The organism is Bacillus sp. EB106-04-02-XG92 (assembly GCF_058791995.1).
In genome coordinates this window covers 136,194-153,722 of the sequence record NZ_JBYTEA010000005.1, presented here as the reverse complement: position 1 = coordinate 153,722, position 17,529 = coordinate 136,194, and the positions used below count along the sequence as shown (strand labels likewise).

The window sequence follows — 17,529 nt, the reverse complement described above, 5'->3', positions numbered from 1 at the left end:
ATGCGAACATACTTAAGTAATATATGAGTATGTGTAAGAAGTTCATTCCCATTTTGTTTTGAGAAAAAATAAATAGACTTCTCTTAAATTAATTGAATTTTATTTTTTTTTTTTTTTAGAAAAACATGTTGACAATGAAAAGAACAACGTCCTATAATACGTTTAACAAATAAAAGTTAATTAAGAATTTTCTAACTTTATATGTTGCATATGCAAAGAAGAGGAAAGTAGATGGTTATGATCGTTTCAGAGAGCTACTCCTAGGCTGTGAGAGTAGTAACAATCGAATCATTGAATATCACCTCGGAGCATCGCTTGCGAAAGGGAAACTGAGTAGAGGGCGGCGGCATCGTCTCCGGTAAAAGGACGGGGGTCTAATTGGACCTGCAAAGCTTATATTTCGTGAGAAGTATAAGGAAGCTGAGTGGTACCGCGAAACTCTCGCCTCAGCAATCAAAGCTACTAAATTGTAGTAGTTGATTGCTGAGGCGAGAGTTTTTATTTTAAAAAATCGAATAAGAGAATGCGTAGAAGAGGAGAGTAAATGATAAAGATTGTTTCAGAGAGCCGCCTAGAAGCTGTGAGGGTGGTAACAATTTCATCATTGAAGATCACCTCGGAGCACTACTTTTGAAACTAGTAAAAAGTAGCGGAGTTGTTTCCGATAGAAAAACAAAAGTCTAATTGGACTTGCAGAGCTTATATTTCGTGAGAAGTGTAAGGAAGCTGAGTGGTACCGCGATTCCCTCGTCTCAGCAATGGATTGCTACAAGTATGTAAGTAATCGATTGTTGAGACGAGTATATTTTTTAAGATTTATATACTGAATATTCTGTTAAAAATACTCATCTCAGCAATCGATATAGAAATAGATTGCAAAATAGAGAGAAAAAAAGAGGAGCGATGTGAGATGGGAAACCAGTACATTTATATGAATGGGGAATTTGTAGAAAAGGAAAAGGCAGTTGTTTCAGTATATGATCACGGTTTTTTATACGGAGACGGTGTATTTGAAGGAATTCGTAGTTACGGTGGAAATGTATTTTGTTTAAAAGAACATGTAAAACGATTATATGAATCGGCAAAATCTATTTTACTTACAATCCCATTGACGGTTGAAGAAATGGAAGAAGCAGTTTTACAAACGTTGCAAAAAAATGAGTATGCGGATGCCTACATTCGGTTAATTGTTTCAAGAGGAAAGGGTGACTTAGGGCTCGATCCGAGAAGTTGTGTGAAACCGAGCGTTATTATCATTGCAGAACAATTAAAGTTGTTTCCACAGGAATTTTACGATAATGGATTAAGCGTTGTATCTGTTGCATCAAGACGTAACACGCCAGATGCATTAGACCCACGCATTAAGTCAATGAACTACTTAAATAACGTACTTGTAAAAATTGAAGCGGCGCAAGCAGGAGTGCTAGAGGCACTTATGTTAAATCAACAAGGATATGTTTGTGAAGGATCTGGAGATAATGTTTTCGTTGTGAAAGATGGAAAGGTGTTAACACCTCCTTCTTATTTAGGAGCGCTAGAAGGTATTACGAGAAATAGTGTTATCGAGTTATGTGAGAGACTTCATATTCCATGTGAGGAAAGGCCATTCACTCGCCATGACGTTTATGTAGCAGATGAAGTGTTTTTAACAGGAACGGCAGCAGAATTAATTCCAGTTGTAAAAGTTGATTCAAGAGAAATTGGAGATGGGAAACCAGGAAGTGTAACGAAACAATTAACAGAGGAATTTAAAAAGTTAACGAGAGAAAGAGGAGTACGTGTTCCAGGACTGGCGGAAAGTTTACTATAGGTAGGGAGAGGAGTTATTTGAAATGGAGCAGTATACAACACGTGAGAAATTGCAGTGTGAAGAAGTGAAAGGTGCCGGACACGTTATCCAATGTTTGAAAAAATTAGGCGTAACGACTGTTTTCGGTTATCCGGGCGGAGCGATTTTGCCAGTATACGATGCGTTATACGGAAGTGGTTTGAAGCATGTTTTAACTCGTCATGAACAAGCTGCTATTCATGCGGCAGAAGGATATGCGAGAGCTTCTGGAAAGGTCGGGGTAGTCTTTGCTACCTCTGGCCCAGGGGCGACAAATTTAGTTACGGGTTTAGCAGATGCTTATATGGATTCGATTCCTTTAGTTGTTATTACAGGGCAAGTTGCAAAGCCTCTCATCGGGAAAGATGGATTTCAAGAAGCAGATGTTGTTGGGATTACAGTACCTGTTACGAAGCATAATTACCAAGTTCGTGATGTGAATCATTTATCACGCATTGTACAAGAAGCTTTTTACATCGCCGAAAGCGGGCGACCGGGACCGGTATTAATTGATATTCCAAAAGATGTTCAAAATGAAAAGGTAACAAGTTTTTATAATGAAGTAATTGAGATTCCAGGATATAAGTTAGAGCCTATGCCAGACAGTGTGAAGCTGAAAGAGGTAGCTAAAGCAATTTCAGAAGCAAAACGCCCACTTCTTTATATCGGAGGAGGGATCATTCATTCGGGTGCTTCTGATGAACTCATCAAATTTGCGAGGGAGAATCGTATTCCTGTCGTTTCCACTTTAATGGGACTGGGTGCGTATCCGCCAGGAGATTCGTTATTTTTAGGAATGCTCGGCATGCATGGAACGTACGCTGCAAATATGGCAGTAACAGAATGTGATTTACTACTTGCTCTAGGTGTTCGGTTTGATGATCGTGTAACCGGAAAATTAGAACTCTTTTCTCCGCATTCAAAAAAGGTACATATTGATATAGATCCTTCGGAGTTTCATAAAAATGTAACTGTGGAATATCCGGTTGCTGGTGATGTGAAAAATGCGTTACATATGTTGTTACATATGCCGATTGATACACAGACAGATGAATGGCTTACGAAAATAGAGGAATGGAAAGCGGAATATCCTCTTTCCTATAATCAAAAAGAGTGTGAGTTAAAACCACAGCATGTTATTAGTCTAGTAAGTGAATTAACGAATGGTGAAGCGATTGTAACGACAGAAGTAGGACAGCATCAAATGTGGGCTGCTCATTATTATAAAGCGAAAAACCCACGGACTTTTCTCACATCTGGCGGACTAGGAACGATGGGATTTGGTTTCCCAGCAGCTATTGGTGCTCAGCTTGCAAAAGAAGAAGAACTCGTCATTTGTATTGCAGGCGATGCTTCTTTTCAAATGAACATTCAAGAACTACAAACAATTGCTGAAAATAATATTCCTGTAAAAGTATTTATTATAAATAACAAATTTTTAGGGATGGTAAGGCAATGGCAAGAAATGTTTTATGAAAATCGTTTATCAGAATCAAAGATTGGATCGCCAGATTTTGTGAAAGTGGCAGAAGCTTATGGAGTGAAGGGATTAAGAGCGACAAATTCAACAGAGGCGAAACAAGTAATGTTAGAAGCATTTGCTCATGAAGGTCCTGTCGTAGTTGATTTTTGTGTAGAAGAAGGTGAAAACGTATTTCCGATGGTTCCGCCAAACAAAGGGAATAACGAAATGATTATGAAGAGGTGGGAAGAATGAGTCATACTTTTTCACTCGTTATTCATAACGAGCCAAGCGTCTTATTACGTATAAGTGGAATTTTTGCTCGGCGTGGCTATTATATTTCTTCTTTATATTTAAACGAAAAAGATACTAGTGGTGTTTCTGAAATGAAACTCACAGCAGTTTGTACTGAAAATGAAGCGACATTACTTGTTAGTCAGTTGAAAAAATTAATTGATGTACTGCAAGTAAATAAATTATAAGGAGTGTATCGAATATGAAAACGTATTATGAGAAAGATGCAAATATAGAGTTATTACAAGGGAAAACAGTTGCGGTAATTGGTTATGGATCTCAAGGTCATGCGCAGGCACAAAATTTACGTGATTCTGGTGTAGAAGTTGTAGTTGGTGTTCGCCATGGTAAGTCTTTTGAAGTAGCAAAAGCAGATGGATTTGAAGTAATGCCTGTTTTAGAAGCAGTTCGAACCGCGCAAGTTGTACAAATGTTATTGCCGGATGAACAACAAGCACATGTGTATAAAGCAGAAGTAGAACAAAATCTCCGTGAAGGGCAAATGTTACTTTTCTCACATGGATTTAATATTCACTTCGGACAAATTAACCCGCCAAGTTACGTAGATGTAGCGATGGTCGCACCAAAGAGTCCAGGACATCTCGTTCGCCGTGTATTCCAAGAAGGAAATGGTGTTCCGGCATTGGTCGCAGTACATCAAGATGCTACGGGCACGGCATTACGTGTAGCGCTTGCGTATGCAAAAGGTGTAGGTTGTACACGTGCAGGTGTAATTGAAACGACATTCCAAGAAGAAACGGAGACAGATTTATTCGGAGAGCAAGCAGTGCTTTGCGGCGGGGTAACTGCACTTGTGAAAGCTGGTTTTGAAACATTAACAGAAGGCGGATATCGGCCTGAAATTGCATACTTTGAATGTTTACATGAATTAAAGTTAATTGTTGATTTAATGTACGAAGGTGGTTTAACGAACATGCGCCATTCTATTTCCGATACGGCGGAGTTCGGAGATTATGTAACAGGATCGAGAATTGTTACAGATGAAACGAAGAAGGAAATGAAGCGTGTTCTGACAGAAATTCAGCAAGGTGAATTCGCGAAGAAGTGGATTTTAGAAAATCAAGCTGGGCGTCCAACATATAATGCGATGAAAAAAGCAGAGCAAAATCATCAGTTAGAAAAAGTAGGGGCAGAGCTTCGTGAAATGATGAGCTGGATTCATGCACCGAAAGAATTAGTAAAGAAATAGAGTAAGTGATTGTAAGTGAAAAATACGTAAGAGGGGATTGGACAAGATGAGAAGTGACATGATTAAAAAAGGTTTTGATAAAGCGCCGCACCGTAGTTTATTAAAAGCAACTGGTTTGAAAGATGAAGATTTTGATAAACCGTTTATAGCTATCTGTAATTCTTTTATTGAAATTATTCCAGGCCATAAGCACTTAAATGAGTTTGGGAAACTTGTTAAAGAAGCAGTGCGTGCAGCAGGTATGGTTCCATTTGAATTTAATACAATTGGAGTAGATGACGGTATTGCAATGGGGCATATCGGTATGCGTTACTCGCTTCCGAGTCGTGAAATCATTGCAGATTCAGTAGAAACGGTTGTAAATGCACATTGGTTTGATGGCATGATTTGTATTCCAAACTGTGACAAAATCACACCCGGTATGATGATGGCTGCACTTCGTATTAACATTCCAACTGTATTTGTTTCAGGTGGTCCGATGGCGGCTGGAAAAACATCTAAAGGAGACATTGTCGATTTAAGTTCTGTTTTCGAAGGAGTAGGAGCTTATCAATCTGGGAAAATTTCAGAAGAAGAATTAAAGGATATTGAAGATCATGGCTGTCCATCTTGCGGTTCTTGTTCCGGTATGTTTACAGCGAATTCTATGAATTGTTTATGTGAAGTGTTAGGTTTAGCTCTTCCTGGTAACGGAAGTATTTTAGCTATCGACCCAAGACGTGAAGAATTAATTAAACAAGCAGCAGAAAAATTAAAAATTTTAATTGATAGAGATATTAAACCGCGAGACATTGTAACAGAAGAAGCAATTGACGATGCGTTCGCGCTTGATATGGCGATGGGCGGTTCAACAAATACAGTGTTGCACACATTGGCTCTCGCGCAAGAGGCGGGTTTAGATTATGATATGAACCGTATTGATGCCGTTTCAAGGCGTGTACCACATTTATGTAAAGTAAGTCCTGCTTCCAATTGGCATATGGAAGATATTGATCGAGCGGGCGGGATTAGTGCAATTTTGAAAGAGATGAGTCGAAAAGAGGGAGTACTTCATTTAGATCGTATTACTGCTACTGGGCAGACGTTAAGAGAAAATATTGCTGAGGCAGAGATTAAAGATAAGGAAGTAATTCATTCTCTTGAAAACCCTCATAGTGAAGAAGGGGGATTACGTATATTAAAAGGAAATCTTGCGAAAGATGGGGCAGTTATTAAAAGCGGGGCAACCGAAGTAAAACGATTTGAAGGACCTTGCGTTATTTTTAATTCACAAGATGAGGCGCTTGCGGGCATTATGCTTGGGAAAGTGAAGAAAGGCGATGTAGTTGTTATTCGCTATGAAGGACCAAGAGGCGGCCCTGGTATGCCGGAAATGTTAGCACCAACGTCAGCGATTGCTGGTATGGGATTAGGTGCAGATGTTGCGCTATTAACGGATGGTCGTTTCTCGGGTGCTTCACGTGGTATTTCAGTAGGGCATATTTCACCAGAAGCAGCTGCGGGTGGAACGATTGCACTTCTTGAACAAGGGGATATCGTTTGTATCGATGTTGAGGAAAGATTGTTAGAAGTAAGAGTGAGTGATGAAGAATTAAATAAGCGTAAAAAAGAGTGGAAAAGACCAGAACCGAAAGTGAAAACGGGCTGGCTTGGACGTTATGCACAAATGGTAACATCGGCGAATACAGGTGCAGTTCTAAAAATCCCGGATTTTGATTGAGCCAATTTAAAAAAGATAAGGATGATATATAATGGTGCAGAAGGTAAAGGAGAGAGTGAAAATTGAAGATATCTTAATGGCACATAATTGCATGAAAGATATCGTTATTAAAACACCGTTACAACGTGATACAGTTTTATCTGAGAAATATGATTGTGACGTTTATGTAAAACGAGAAGACTTACAATTGATTCGCTCTTTCAAAATTCGTGGTGCGTACAATTTAATTCAAAGTTTATCGGAAGAACAATTACAAAACGGCGTTGTTTGTGCAAGTGCTGGTAATCATGCACAAGGAGTTGCTTATACGTGCAATTTATTGAAGATTCCGTCAAAGATATTTATGCCGACAACGACGCCTAAACAAAAAGTATCGCAAGTACAGTTTTTTGGTGGCGATTTTGCGGAAATTGTATTAGTTGGTGATACATTTGATAGTTCGTTCCAAGAAGCACAGCGCTATTGTGAAGAAAATAGGATGACGTTCGTTCATCCATTTGATGATTCGTATGTAGTTGCTGGTCAAGGAACAGTGGCAGTTGAAATTATGCATGATATGGAGAAACCAGTGGATTATATCTTTACAGCAATCGGCGGCGGTGGGTTAGCATCAGGTGTTGGTACATATGTGAAAGGTGTTAGTCCTGCTACAAAGGTCATTGGTGTAGAGCCGATGGGAGCTGCCTCTATGAAAGAGGCCTTTCTTCAAAATGAAAATGTCGCATTAGAGAAAATAGATAGTTTTGTTGATGGGGCAGCTGTTAAAAAGGTAGGAAAGTTAACATTTGAAACTTGTAAAGATGTAATTGATGACATTGTTTTAGTACCAGAGGGAAAAGTTTGTACGACGATTTTAGAACTGTATAAGAAAAATGCAATTGTAGCTGAACCGGCTGGTGCACTATCTATTGCAGCGCTTGATTTATATAGAGATGAAATAAAAGGTAAAACAGTTGTATGTACGCTAAGTGGTGGAAATAACGATATTGATAGAATGCAAGAAATGAAAGAACGTTCCCTCATTTATGAAGGATTAAAACATTACTTCATCATTGAATTCCCGCAACGTTCAGGTGCGCTAAGAGAATTTCTTGATAAAGGATTAGGACCAGAAGATGATATTACACGCTTTGAATACATTAAGAAACATAATAAAGAAAATGGTCCAGCATTAGTCGGAGTAGAGTTAAAACATAAAGAAGATTATGAGCAATTAATTACTCGTTTTAAAGAAAATAATATTCAATTTATGGAGCTTAATAAAAATCCTGTTTTGTTTGATTTACTTATTTAATAGAAGGAAAGAGTTAGCACCCAAATAAAAAAGATAGATACAAGCGGGGAAATATAATGCTTGTTCTATCTTTTTTAAAGTTAAACTAGATACTCATTAAATTCAAGAAGAATAAAGCTAGTTAACCAAAAGAGTATCGCAATACGAATGATTACATACATAGTAAATTCAAAGGTAGTAAGTGTTCGTTCACGTTTTATTTTTTTTAGAAGTCTAACAGAGAAAAATGAACATAAAAGTAGAACGGCTATAGACATTTTATAAATGTTTTCTAACAAACTTACATTTTCTAATAAGTCTTTCAGCATGTTCATCACCTATTCTATAATGTATGCTACAGAGAAATAGATATTGCGTTGTCTAGTTTCGCTTGTTTTTTATGTTCCCTGTATCATCAATTTCTACATCAGTTGAAATCGTTTGTAAATATTGTAGAGCTTTTCTCTTTTCCTCCTCATTTACAGGGGAGATTTGGTTGTTACGGATGATGTAAGGATTGAATGACATTTGGACATCCTTTCCTTTAAAAGTTAAAGTTAATACGCCAGTTTCGGCGCTTTTCCCGCTCACGTAACTTGGGAATAAAAAGTTTCCTAATGAGTAAGCGATAGGAACTTTATTATAATACTCAAATCCTTGAAGCCAATGTGGGTGACTTCCGACAATCGCGTCGGCTCCTGCTTCAACCATTTTAGGTACATATTGTTTTTGGTATTCTACCGGACGATTTGATTTTTCAACGCCCCAATGCATATAGACAATTAAATAGTCTGCACCTTTCTTTTGCTCTTTAATTGTTTTTGTTACGAGATTTAAATCATATCCGTTCGCAACACCAGGTTTATTGTCGCCAGCTACCCAATTCGTATCAGGCATAAATCGAACGAAGGAAAGAAATTTGAACTTTTTCCCTTTTACAGTCATTTCTCGCGCTGTATATGCATCTTTTGCATTTTTCCCAGCTCCGATGTAAGGGAACTTTAATTTTTCTACGTGAGAAATTGTGTCTAATAATCCATCTTGCCCATAATCAAGTGTATGGTTATTCCCAATATTTACGATGTCATATCCAGTGTTTTTTATCGCTTGAAGCGTGGATGGATCACTTTTAATCCAAAACAGTTGTCCAGGAGCTTTCTTTTCTCTCATTGTAAATGCTGACTCTAGATTAACGAAAGAAATATCAGCTTTTGTTATTTCTTCTTTTACATGCTGGAATGGATAATCAGCCCCGTTTTTTTCGATTACAGGACGTAATTGCCAATCGAACATTGTATCACCAGAGAAGGTGAGTGTGATTTCAGGATTTTCTATTTTCTTTTCATTTGTTGAAGCGGTTTTACTAGATTTGTTTTGCAAATCGGGTTTGTCTTTCGCTTTTGAAGTAAAAGAGTAGTTAATTAATAAAACAATTGGTGTAATGCAAAAGGCTATTAACAGAAATCGTTTTAGTAAAGTTTTCATAAATACCGTCCCTTTTGAATTTATACCGCAATTTGTGGGCAATAAAACTCACGTTAAGTAAAGTTTCACATTATGTATAACTACAAAAATTGCGGTTTATGTTGTGAAAAACATTTGTTAATATTCTCAATATTAAGTTAACATATAGATAACCTGTAAATCAATGAATAAACCAAAATATAGAAATAAAGAATTCGAAGGGTGAAGAATGAGAAATGGTTATATTAGGAGCAGTTGTAAATGGGGTTTGTATTATATTTGGTACTTTACTAGGTAAATTATTTAGTAGGATTCCAGAAAGTATGAAGGGAACAATTATGCATGCAATCGGTTTAGCGGTTACTGTGCTTGGACTTCAAATGGCATTGAAAAGTGAAAATTTTCTTGTTGTCATACTAAGTTTAGTAATTGGTACCGTCATCGGGGAATGGTTACAATTAGAGGGAAAGTTAAAACAGTTAGGAGATTGGCTAGAAAAAAAAGTTGGATCGAAAGGGAAAGGAAGCATATCAGAAGGTTTTGTAACAGCTACTTTAATTTTTGCAATTGGCGCGATGGGTATACTTGGTGCACTTGATAGTGGGATTCGCGGAAATCACGATATTTTATTTACAAAGGCAATTATCGATGGATTTATTTCTATTATATTAACGACAACTTTAGGAATTGGTGTTGTATTTTCGGCGATTCCAGTTATTTTATACGAAGGAGGTATTGCAGTTTTTGCAACACAAATTAATAGTTTGGTCCCGAAAGCATTAATGAATCAATTTATAGTAGAAATGACAGCTACAGGTGGTATTATGATAGCCGCTATTGGATTGAACTTACTTAGTATTATTAAAATTAAGGTGGCAAATTTACTGCCAGGTATATTGGTAGTTGGTATAATTGTTTCACTTATTTATGGTTACGGTTTAATAGTAAAGTAGTAGGGGATGAAGGTACATATGGAGGAATTTCAATTCACAAAACGCGTTCATAGCATATTGAAGATTGCAGCAGAAGAGGCGGAAAGTAATATTATTCAACCAGTTCATTTGTTTATTGGCATGTGTAAAGAAGGTACTGGAGTATGCAGTGAGTTGTATATGTATTTGTTTCGTAACGTGGGTACGGATTTTTTAGAAAAACTTTCATTACGAAAACAAGACGATTTAACGGATCAAGAGTATGAAAAAATAGGACAATATAAGTTATCTTATAAGGTGTTAGAAATTTTACAAATAGCGAAGAAACGTATGGAACGTTTTCAACAAGTAATAATGAATGAAGGACATGTTATAGATGCACTATTTCGAGCGGATACGTTTATTGAAAATCTACAAATACAAAAAGATATATTACGTATTCTAGCTGAGCCAAGAGATTTAGCGGTCGATTTAAAATGTTTTGGTCCTACTTATAATCATTTAATTTGTACGGTTAGAAAGGCTAACCCTTCTGATTTTGAGCAATTAGCAAGTTTTGTTAATGAGGAATTTGGTGAACGTTGGTTACGTTCACTAGAATATGGATTTCGTACATATAAAGAAAATTTACCTATTTATATAGCAGAACAAGAAGAAGTGATAGTAGGTTTCGCTTGTTATGATGTAGTGAGAGGGAAGAAAGGATTGTTTGGTCCAATGGGAACAGCAAAGCAAAATCGTGTGAAAGGTGTAGGTAAGGAATTGTTACATCGTTGTTTACATAGTATGAAGCAAGATGGATATGAATACGCAATAATTGGACAAGCAGGTCCGATTGAGTTTTATGAAAGAAATTGTGATGCGCGTTTAATACCGTTAGAGAATAAGTGACCAACTCCATATAGGGGAGTTGGTTTTTTTATGAAAATAATGTAGGGAAGTAGTGATTCTTACTAGAAAATAGCGGGTTTTGTAGTAAATCTTACAAATAAAGCAAATTACTAAACTTTTTACAAGAAAGGGTGTAGAATGGGTATCTAAAGAAAGAAGGTGTGAAAATGGCCAGCTGGAAACGAAATTTGATGATTTGTTGGCTAGGTTGTTTTACCACTGCAGCCGGTATGAGTTTAGTAATTCCTTTTTTATCTTTTTATATTGAGGAATTGGGAGTAACTGGCACTTCTAGTATTGCACAGTGGTCGGGACTTGCATTTGGTATAACATTTTTAATGGGTGCGATCGTATCACCAATATGGGGAAAACTTGGTGATATACATGGACGGAAATTGATGCTGATTCGTGCGAGCCTTGGTATGGCGATTATTATGACGCTTATGGGGTTTGTAACGGATGTGTATCAACTAGTCGCACTAAGATTTTTGATGGGAGCAGTATCTGGTTTCCTTTCAACAGCGATGACATTTATTGCAGCAGAAACTCCGAAAGAGCATTCAGGTTGGGCAATTTCTACAATTTCAACTGGTGGAGTGAGCGGTTCTTTACTCGGTCCATTACTTGGTGGTTATTTGTCAGAGTTAATTGGAATGCGTCATGTTTTTCTTGTTACAGGAGCTTTTTTATTCCTTTCTTTTCTCATCGTTTTTTTCTTCCTACATGAAGAGAATCACTCCGCTCAAGCAAAAAAAGTACAAACGAAAAAAGTATGGACGATGGTTCCAGCGAAGCATTTAATTATTAGTTTGTTTGTAACAACATTTATTATTCAACTTGCTAATATGTCTGTTCAACCAATTGTTACATTGTACGTAAAAAATTTAGTAGGTCCTCATACTGCACATATTGAAACAATTGCGGGTGCAGTTATGTCAGCGACAGGGTTAGCAGTTATTTTGGCAGCACCAAGACTCGGACGATTATCAGATCAAATTGGTCCTCAAAAAACGTTAGTTGTAGCGTTGTTTGCTGCAGGAATTATTTTTATCCCGCAAGCATTTGTAACTTCAGCTTGGCAACTATTAATTCTTCGATTTTTATTAGGTATCGCACAAGCAGGATTATTACCTTCCGTACAAACTCTACTAAAACAACATACACCAACCCATGTAACGGGAAGAATATTTGGGTATAATCAATCGTTTCAGTTTTTAGGAAATATGATTGGACCAGTACTTGGTGGACAAATTGCAGCACATGCAGGCTTCCAATATGTTTTCTTCTCTACATCATCACTATTATTTATTGCGTGCATTTGGGTTTATTTTCATAATAAGAACGAAGAAGTATCAGAGAAACGACATTTGGAAGTTAGTTAACTAAGTGAATGAAAATGAAAAGGATGAAGCAGTGGTTGCTTCATCCTTTTTCTTTAAAATTTGAGACAAAGATAGCTTAACGTACCAAGCTCGTAACTGCGGTGAATGACTTCACCACTATTTTCACCACTTCCCATAGCGATAAATAAAGGAACAAAATGTTCTGCTCTTGGTACAGCTAATTGAGCATGAGGGGCATTTGTCTCCCAATGAAATAATGCATCTTTATCAGTAGTCTGCATATGTTTTATAATCCAATCATCAAATTCAATTGCCCATTGTTCGGGTGTACTTTGATTCCATTTCAGTGCTCGTAAGTTATGAACGGTAACACCGCTTCCGATTACTAAAATATCTTCTTGTCCAAGTCCTTTTAATGCTTCTCCAATCTTAAATTGCTCTTTTGCAGGAAGGAATGGATTGACTGATATTTGTACGACAGGAATATTTGCTTCTGGATACATACGGTGCAAGAGTGTCCATGAGCCGTGGTCTAAACCTCTCGTCATATTATGATGGACCGGAATACCTTTGTTTTTAAATTTTGTTTCTAACATGGATGCAATGTTAGAAGAGCCTTTCGCACGATATTTGATTTCGTATAACTCAGGAGGAAAACCTCCAAAATCATAAATTGTTTCATATTCGTTATCTGATGAAGAAATTGTTAGTACTTCGCTTTCCCAGTGAGCAGTGAAAATAACAATTCCTTTTGGTTTATATGTTTCTCCAAGTATTTTTAAAAACCTTGTATAGTCTGTATCTTGAATAGCAAGCATTGGTGATCCGTGTGCTAAAAATAATGATGGCATCATAATAGAAACCTCCCAAAAATATAATAATTACTTTATGTAAGTAACTATATAATTTTTATGGATGGTTCGTCAACATATTAATTTAAGAGCTAATTAGAAAAGTGAGTCATTTGTCATAATGAAGGCAATTGCATATAATACATAGTAAGAATAATGAATGGATATTCATTTTTAAAGATACATAATAGAGTTGGGAGCTGACGAAATGAACGTACAGGAAAGTTTCGTTACGGCATTGGATGGATCAGAAATTTATTTGCGTAAGTGGTTACCAGAAGGTGAACCGAAAGGGATTATTCAAATTGCACATGGTATGACAGAACATGCAGGTGTTTATACAGACTTTATTGATGCGTTATTAGAAGCGGGCTATGGTGTTTATGCGCATGATCATAAAGGTCATGGGAAAACGGTGAAAAGAGAAGAAGATTATGGTTATTTTAAACCAAATGTAGGTTGGAATGAGGCTGTGTCTGATGTGATTTTTGTATCTGAAACGATAAGAAAAGAGCAGACATGCCCGTTATTTTTACTTGGACATAGTATGGGTTCTTTTTTATCAAGGCGTGCTGTACAACTGAAGGGTGAATTGTATGATGGATTTCTTATTTCAGGAACTGGTGGAAATCCAGGACTTTTAGGAAGTATCGGTCATAAAGTAGCAACAATTGAGATGAAATTACGCGGGGAAAAAACGAAAAGTCCGATGCTAAACTTTTTATCTTTCGGAAACTTCAATTCACACTTTAAACCAAATCGTACAAAATTTGATTGGTTATCTTCAGATAATAATCAAGTAGATAAATATATTGCTGATCCGTTATGTGGATTCATTTGTACGACGAGTTTTTATCGCGAATTGTTTTCTGGTGTATTAGAAGTTAATAAACTAGAAGAGTTCAAAAAAACACCGAAAAACCTTCCAATACATATTTTTTCAGGAGATCGTGATCCTGTTGGGGATATGGGGAAAGGTGTAAAGGAAGTATATGAGAATTATAAAAAATGTGGCGTGAAAGATGTAACACTGCGTTTATATGAAAATGGAAGACATGAAATGTTCCATGAAGTAAATCGAGATGAAGTATTTCAAGATTTGATTTCTTGGTTAGATGGACATATTGTATGAGCAGAAACCTCACTTTTTGAAGTGAGGTTTCTTTAAGGATATGGAGGAGTAGTTATGAGTGAATTTGTAAATAAAGAATATGTAGAAATAGATTTTCAAGATGTTTTGATTAAAGAAGAGGAATTGAAAAATTGTACGTTCATAAAATGCCGTTTTAGAGGGATAGATGCATCGGAAGTTTCTACTGAAAATTGTAATTTCATAGAATGTGATTTTACCGGTGCTCTTTTTAACGCTTCTATTCATCAAGGAACTACATTTGCAAATTGTAAGTTTGTGGGTGCAAATTTATTCGTATCAAAGTTTGAAGAATGTAAAATGACTGGCTCTGATTTTGAAGAAGCGAATTTAGACGGAATAACTATCATATCGGGCGATTGGTCATATACGAATTTAAGGTTCGCGAACTTAAGTAAACAAATGTTGAAGGGTATACGTTTAATTGAAGCTGACCTATATGAATGTAATTTAGAAAAAGCAGATTTACGTGAAGCGGATTTAACCGGTGCACAATTAGGTAAGGCGAAACTTACCGGTGCAGATTTAAAAGGAGCGATAGTCGATAGAATTGACTTTACAAGTTTTGATTTAAAAAATGTGAAATTAGATATAGCGCAGGCAGTTGCAGTAGCAAGATGTTATGGAGCTAAGGTGAACTAAATTGTTTGAAAAACCGTTCAAAATGCTGAACGTTTTTTCAAATCATAATAGTAGTATAATAGTAAATGAGGTGTTAATACTATGGAAGATAAAACATTAGGTATACTACTAGATGTTGTTGGGGAATTATTTTCAGATGAAATATCAATCGCCGTTTCGAATACGGAAGAATATATTTATTATCGGCCAAGTAAACGAATTGATTTAAAGATTAGCGCTGGGGATCCTATTAAGGAAGGGACGATTGCTCATAAAGCAATAGTAACGAAGCAAAAAGCCTCTGAGTTTATTAACCGAGATGTTTTCGGTATTCCTTATCATGGAATGGCGGTACCATTTTCAAATAATGGAAAGATTGAAGGTTGCGTGACGGCAATTTATCCCGCTTTAACGGATGGGAAGTCAGTCGTTACTTTAAAAACAATAGACGGATGGGTTCCGGTTCCTTTCTCAAAGGTCATGTATTTAGAAGCTAAAGATAAAAAGACGTATGTGAATTCAGAAGAGTTAACTGGAACACATAAGTGCTCGCTACAAGAATTCGAATACTTGCTTCCGAAAGATTCGTTTATTAGATGCCATCGTTCCTTTATAGTAAATGTGAATCATATTAAAGCGATTTATCCTGATACGCATTCTACTTTTGTACTTTCAATGGATAACGGAGAGAGGGTACCAGTGAGTCAATCATATGCTAGCTATTTTCGTAAGCTTCTAGGATTCTAAAATGTTCTGCTTTAGAACCTAGATTTGCTGTTTTATCTGAATTTTCGGCATTGTATACAAAAATCCCTATTTTGATAGTGTTAATGTGTAAAATAATTATGAATATTCATTGGGAGAGGGAGTACATATGGAGAATAATTTAGATAGAATTAGGGATCAACGATTAAAAGATCGAGTAGTTACACCTGAAGAAGCAGCTTCATGGATTGAAAGTGGGATGACTTTAGGTTTAAGTGGATTTACACGTGCTGGGGATGTAAAAGCAGTTCCATTTGCACTTGTAAACCGAGTTAAAAATGATAAATCTTTTAAAGTGAATGTTTATACAGGGGCGTCCTTAGGTTCCGATGTAGATAAATTATTTGCTGAGGCAGGAATTTTAGGGAAAAGATTGCCTTTCCAAGCCGATGCGACTATGCGAAAAGGAATTAATAACGGCGACTTTTTATTTGTAGATCAGCACTTATCTCATACAGCAGAATTACTTCGTGCTGATGTTATGGATATAGATGTCGCTATTTTGGAAGCGGTTGCGATTACTGAAGACGGAATGATTATTCCAACGACTTCAATTGGTAATTCATTAGCATTTTCCTTGAATGCTAAGTCCATTATTATTGAAATGAATATGGCCCAATCCGCGCAACTAGAGGGGCTGCATGATTTATATGAACCAGGTAAACAAGGGGAAAGACTTCCAATTCCGCTCGTAAAAACGGATGATCGAATTGGAACGATTGGTATCCCAATTGATGCTGAAAAAGTGAAGGGGATTGTGTTTACGAATCAACTGGATTCACCATCGACAATTGTTCCTCCAGATGAAGAAACTGTTATTATGGCACAACATTTAATAGAGTTCCTTCGAGAAGAAGTTAAAGTAGGCCGATTAACAAATCGTTTAGCGCCGCTACAATCGGGAATTGGTTCAGTTGCTAATGCAGTATTGCACGGCATGCTAGATTCTGAGTTTGAAGATTTAGAAGTGTATTCTGAAGTTTTACAAGATGCGGTCTTTGATCTAATGGACGCTGGGAAAGTTAATTTTGCTTCTTGCTGCTCGATCACGCTTTCTGAAGAGAAAATGCAACAAGTATTTTCTAACTTTGAAAAATATCGTGACAAATTAATGATGCGCCCGCAAGAGATTTCTAATCACCCTGAAATCATTCGCCGCCTTGGGTTAATCTCAATTAATACGGCTTTAGAATTAGATATATACGGAAATGTTAACTCTACTCACGTTTTAGGCACAAAAATGATGAATGGTATAGGTGGTTCTGGTGATTTTGCGAGAAATGCACGTCTAGCTATCTTTGTTACGAAATCGATTGCAAAAGGTGGTAACATTTCAAGTATTGTTCCTTTCGTATCTCATGTAGACCATACGGAACACGATGTAGATGTTATCGTTACTGAACAAGGTTATGCGGATTTAAGAGGACTAGCGCCAAGAGAAAGAGTGGAACTAATTATTGAGAATTGCGCACATCCAATGTATCGTGATCAACTAAGAGCTTATTACGAAGAAGCACAAACAAGAGGTGGACAAACCCCTCATGTTTTAGAAAAAGCTTTTTCTTGGCATACGAATTATGCTAAAAATGGAACAATGCTTGAAGAAGTAGTAGAAACTGTTTAGAAGTGTAAAAATGATTTTTAATATAATATGCCATAAAGGTTAAAAGAAAAAGAACGCCAATTTTCAGGAATGGCGTTTTTTTCTTTTGAAAAATTGTTACC

The 17,529-nt window shown here is 36.7% G+C and carries 16 protein-coding genes and 2 other annotated features; of the genes, 13 read left to right on the top strand and 3 right to left on the bottom strand.

The annotated features are described in order from the left end of the window. Window positions 1-206: 206 nt before the first annotated feature. Window positions 207-452: a binding site (T-box leader), on the top strand. Window positions 453-519: 67 nt separating this feature from the next. After that, window positions 520-758: a binding site (T-box leader), on the top strand. Between the two features lie 152 nt (window positions 759-910). From ilvE to ilvA, 6 genes are read left to right on the top strand one after another with little or no spacing between them, the layout of a single operon-like run. Then, window positions 911-1,810 carry a branched-chain-amino-acid transaminase gene (gene ilvE / locus AC3WVA_RS14575; protein WP_048527269.1) on the top strand — a complete coding sequence of 300 codons (900 nt, stop codon included), beginning with the start codon at window positions 911-913 and terminating at the stop codon, window positions 1,808-1,810. Window positions 1,811-1,832: 22 nt separating this feature from the next. Next, entirely contained in the window at window positions 1,833-3,545 is a 1,713-nt protein-coding gene (ilvB, locus tag AC3WVA_RS14570; RefSeq protein ID WP_098346843.1) for an acetolactate synthase large subunit, read from the top strand. After that, window positions 3,542-3,772, top strand: coding sequence for an ACT domain-containing protein (locus tag AC3WVA_RS14565; protein ID WP_048527271.1), 231 nt, complete (start codon window positions 3,542-3,544; stop codon window positions 3,770-3,772). Before ilvB ends, AC3WVA_RS14565 begins: the two co-directional genes overlap by 4 nt. Window positions 3,773-3,786: 14 nt before the next feature. Next, window positions 3,787-4,794: a ketol-acid reductoisomerase gene (locus tag AC3WVA_RS14560; protein WP_098346845.1), complete on the top strand. Its 1,008-nt coding sequence runs from the start codon at window positions 3,787-3,789 to the stop codon at window positions 4,792-4,794. 46 nt (window positions 4,795-4,840) lie between these two features. Beyond that, a complete protein-coding gene (gene ilvD / locus AC3WVA_RS14555; RefSeq protein WP_098346846.1) occupies window positions 4,841-6,514 on the top strand; it encodes a dihydroxy-acid dehydratase in 1,674 nt (557 codons plus the stop codon). A 31-nt stretch (window positions 6,515-6,545) separates the two neighbouring features. Beyond that, window positions 6,546-7,808 carry a threonine ammonia-lyase IlvA gene (gene ilvA / locus AC3WVA_RS14550; RefSeq protein ID WP_098346847.1) on the top strand — a complete coding sequence of 421 codons (1,263 nt, stop codon included), beginning with the start codon at window positions 6,546-6,548 and terminating at the stop codon, window positions 7,806-7,808. Between the two features lie 80 nt (window positions 7,809-7,888). Here ilvA and AC3WVA_RS14545 read toward each other — a convergent pair whose 3' ends face one another. Then, window positions 7,889-8,116, bottom strand: coding sequence for a hypothetical protein (locus tag AC3WVA_RS14545; RefSeq protein ID WP_000910227.1), 228 nt, complete (start codon window positions 8,114-8,116; stop codon window positions 7,889-7,891). Between the two features lie 52 nt (window positions 8,117-8,168). Then, window positions 8,169-9,272 (bottom strand): CapA family protein, encoded by a 1,104-nt coding sequence (locus AC3WVA_RS14540; protein WP_098880786.1) that lies wholly within the window; start codon window positions 9,270-9,272, stop codon window positions 8,169-8,171. Between the two features lie 215 nt (window positions 9,273-9,487). Between AC3WVA_RS14540 and AC3WVA_RS14535 the strand changes: the two genes are divergently transcribed. The 3 genes from AC3WVA_RS14535 to AC3WVA_RS14525 all read left to right on the top strand — a co-directional run bounded on the left by AC3WVA_RS14535 (window position 9,488) and on the right by AC3WVA_RS14525 (window position 12,456). Then, window positions 9,488-10,204 carry a DUF554 domain-containing protein gene (locus tag AC3WVA_RS14535; RefSeq protein WP_098880785.1) on the top strand — a complete coding sequence of 239 codons (717 nt, stop codon included), beginning with the start codon at window positions 9,488-9,490 and terminating at the stop codon, window positions 10,202-10,204. Window positions 10,205-10,222: 18 nt separating this feature from the next. Further along, window positions 10,223-11,074 (top strand): GNAT family N-acetyltransferase, encoded by an 852-nt coding sequence (locus AC3WVA_RS14530; protein WP_141539462.1) that lies wholly within the window; start codon window positions 10,223-10,225, stop codon window positions 11,072-11,074. A 167-nt stretch (window positions 11,075-11,241) separates the two neighbouring features. Next, window positions 11,242-12,456 (top strand): multidrug efflux MFS transporter, encoded by a 1,215-nt coding sequence (locus AC3WVA_RS14525; RefSeq protein ID WP_048527279.1) that lies wholly within the window; start codon window positions 11,242-11,244, stop codon window positions 12,454-12,456. A 53-nt stretch (window positions 12,457-12,509) separates the two neighbouring features. On the opposite strand, the gene AC3WVA_RS14520 is transcribed toward AC3WVA_RS14525, so the two are convergent. Beyond that, a complete protein-coding gene (locus AC3WVA_RS14520; RefSeq protein WP_048527280.1) occupies window positions 12,510-13,271 on the bottom strand; it encodes a DODA-type extradiol aromatic ring-opening family dioxygenase in 762 nt (253 codons plus the stop codon). Window positions 13,272-13,476: 205 nt separating this feature from the next. Here AC3WVA_RS14520 and AC3WVA_RS14515 point away from each other — a divergent pair, with 205 nt between their 5' ends. From AC3WVA_RS14515 to scpC, 4 genes are all read left to right on the top strand, one after another. After that, on the top strand, window positions 13,477-14,400 hold the full coding sequence (locus AC3WVA_RS14515) for an alpha/beta hydrolase (RefSeq protein ID WP_048527281.1): 924 nt from the start codon (window positions 13,477-13,479) through the stop codon (window positions 14,398-14,400). A gap of 54 nt (window positions 14,401-14,454) precedes the next feature. Continuing rightward, window positions 14,455-15,060 (top strand): pentapeptide repeat-containing protein, encoded by a 606-nt coding sequence (locus AC3WVA_RS14510; protein WP_048527282.1) that lies wholly within the window; start codon window positions 14,455-14,457, stop codon window positions 15,058-15,060. Between the two features lie 81 nt (window positions 15,061-15,141). Further along, complete coding sequence (locus AC3WVA_RS14505) at window positions 15,142-15,786, top strand: LytTR family DNA-binding domain-containing protein (protein ID WP_071758995.1); 645 nt, start codon at window positions 15,142-15,144, stop codon at window positions 15,784-15,786. 127 nt (window positions 15,787-15,913) lie between these two features. Then, a complete protein-coding gene (scpC, locus tag AC3WVA_RS14500) occupies window positions 15,914-17,428 on the top strand; it encodes a succinyl-CoA:acetate CoA-transferase ScpC (protein ID WP_098346852.1) in 1,515 nt (504 codons plus the stop codon). The last annotated feature ends 101 nt before the right edge of the window (window positions 17,429-17,529 follow it).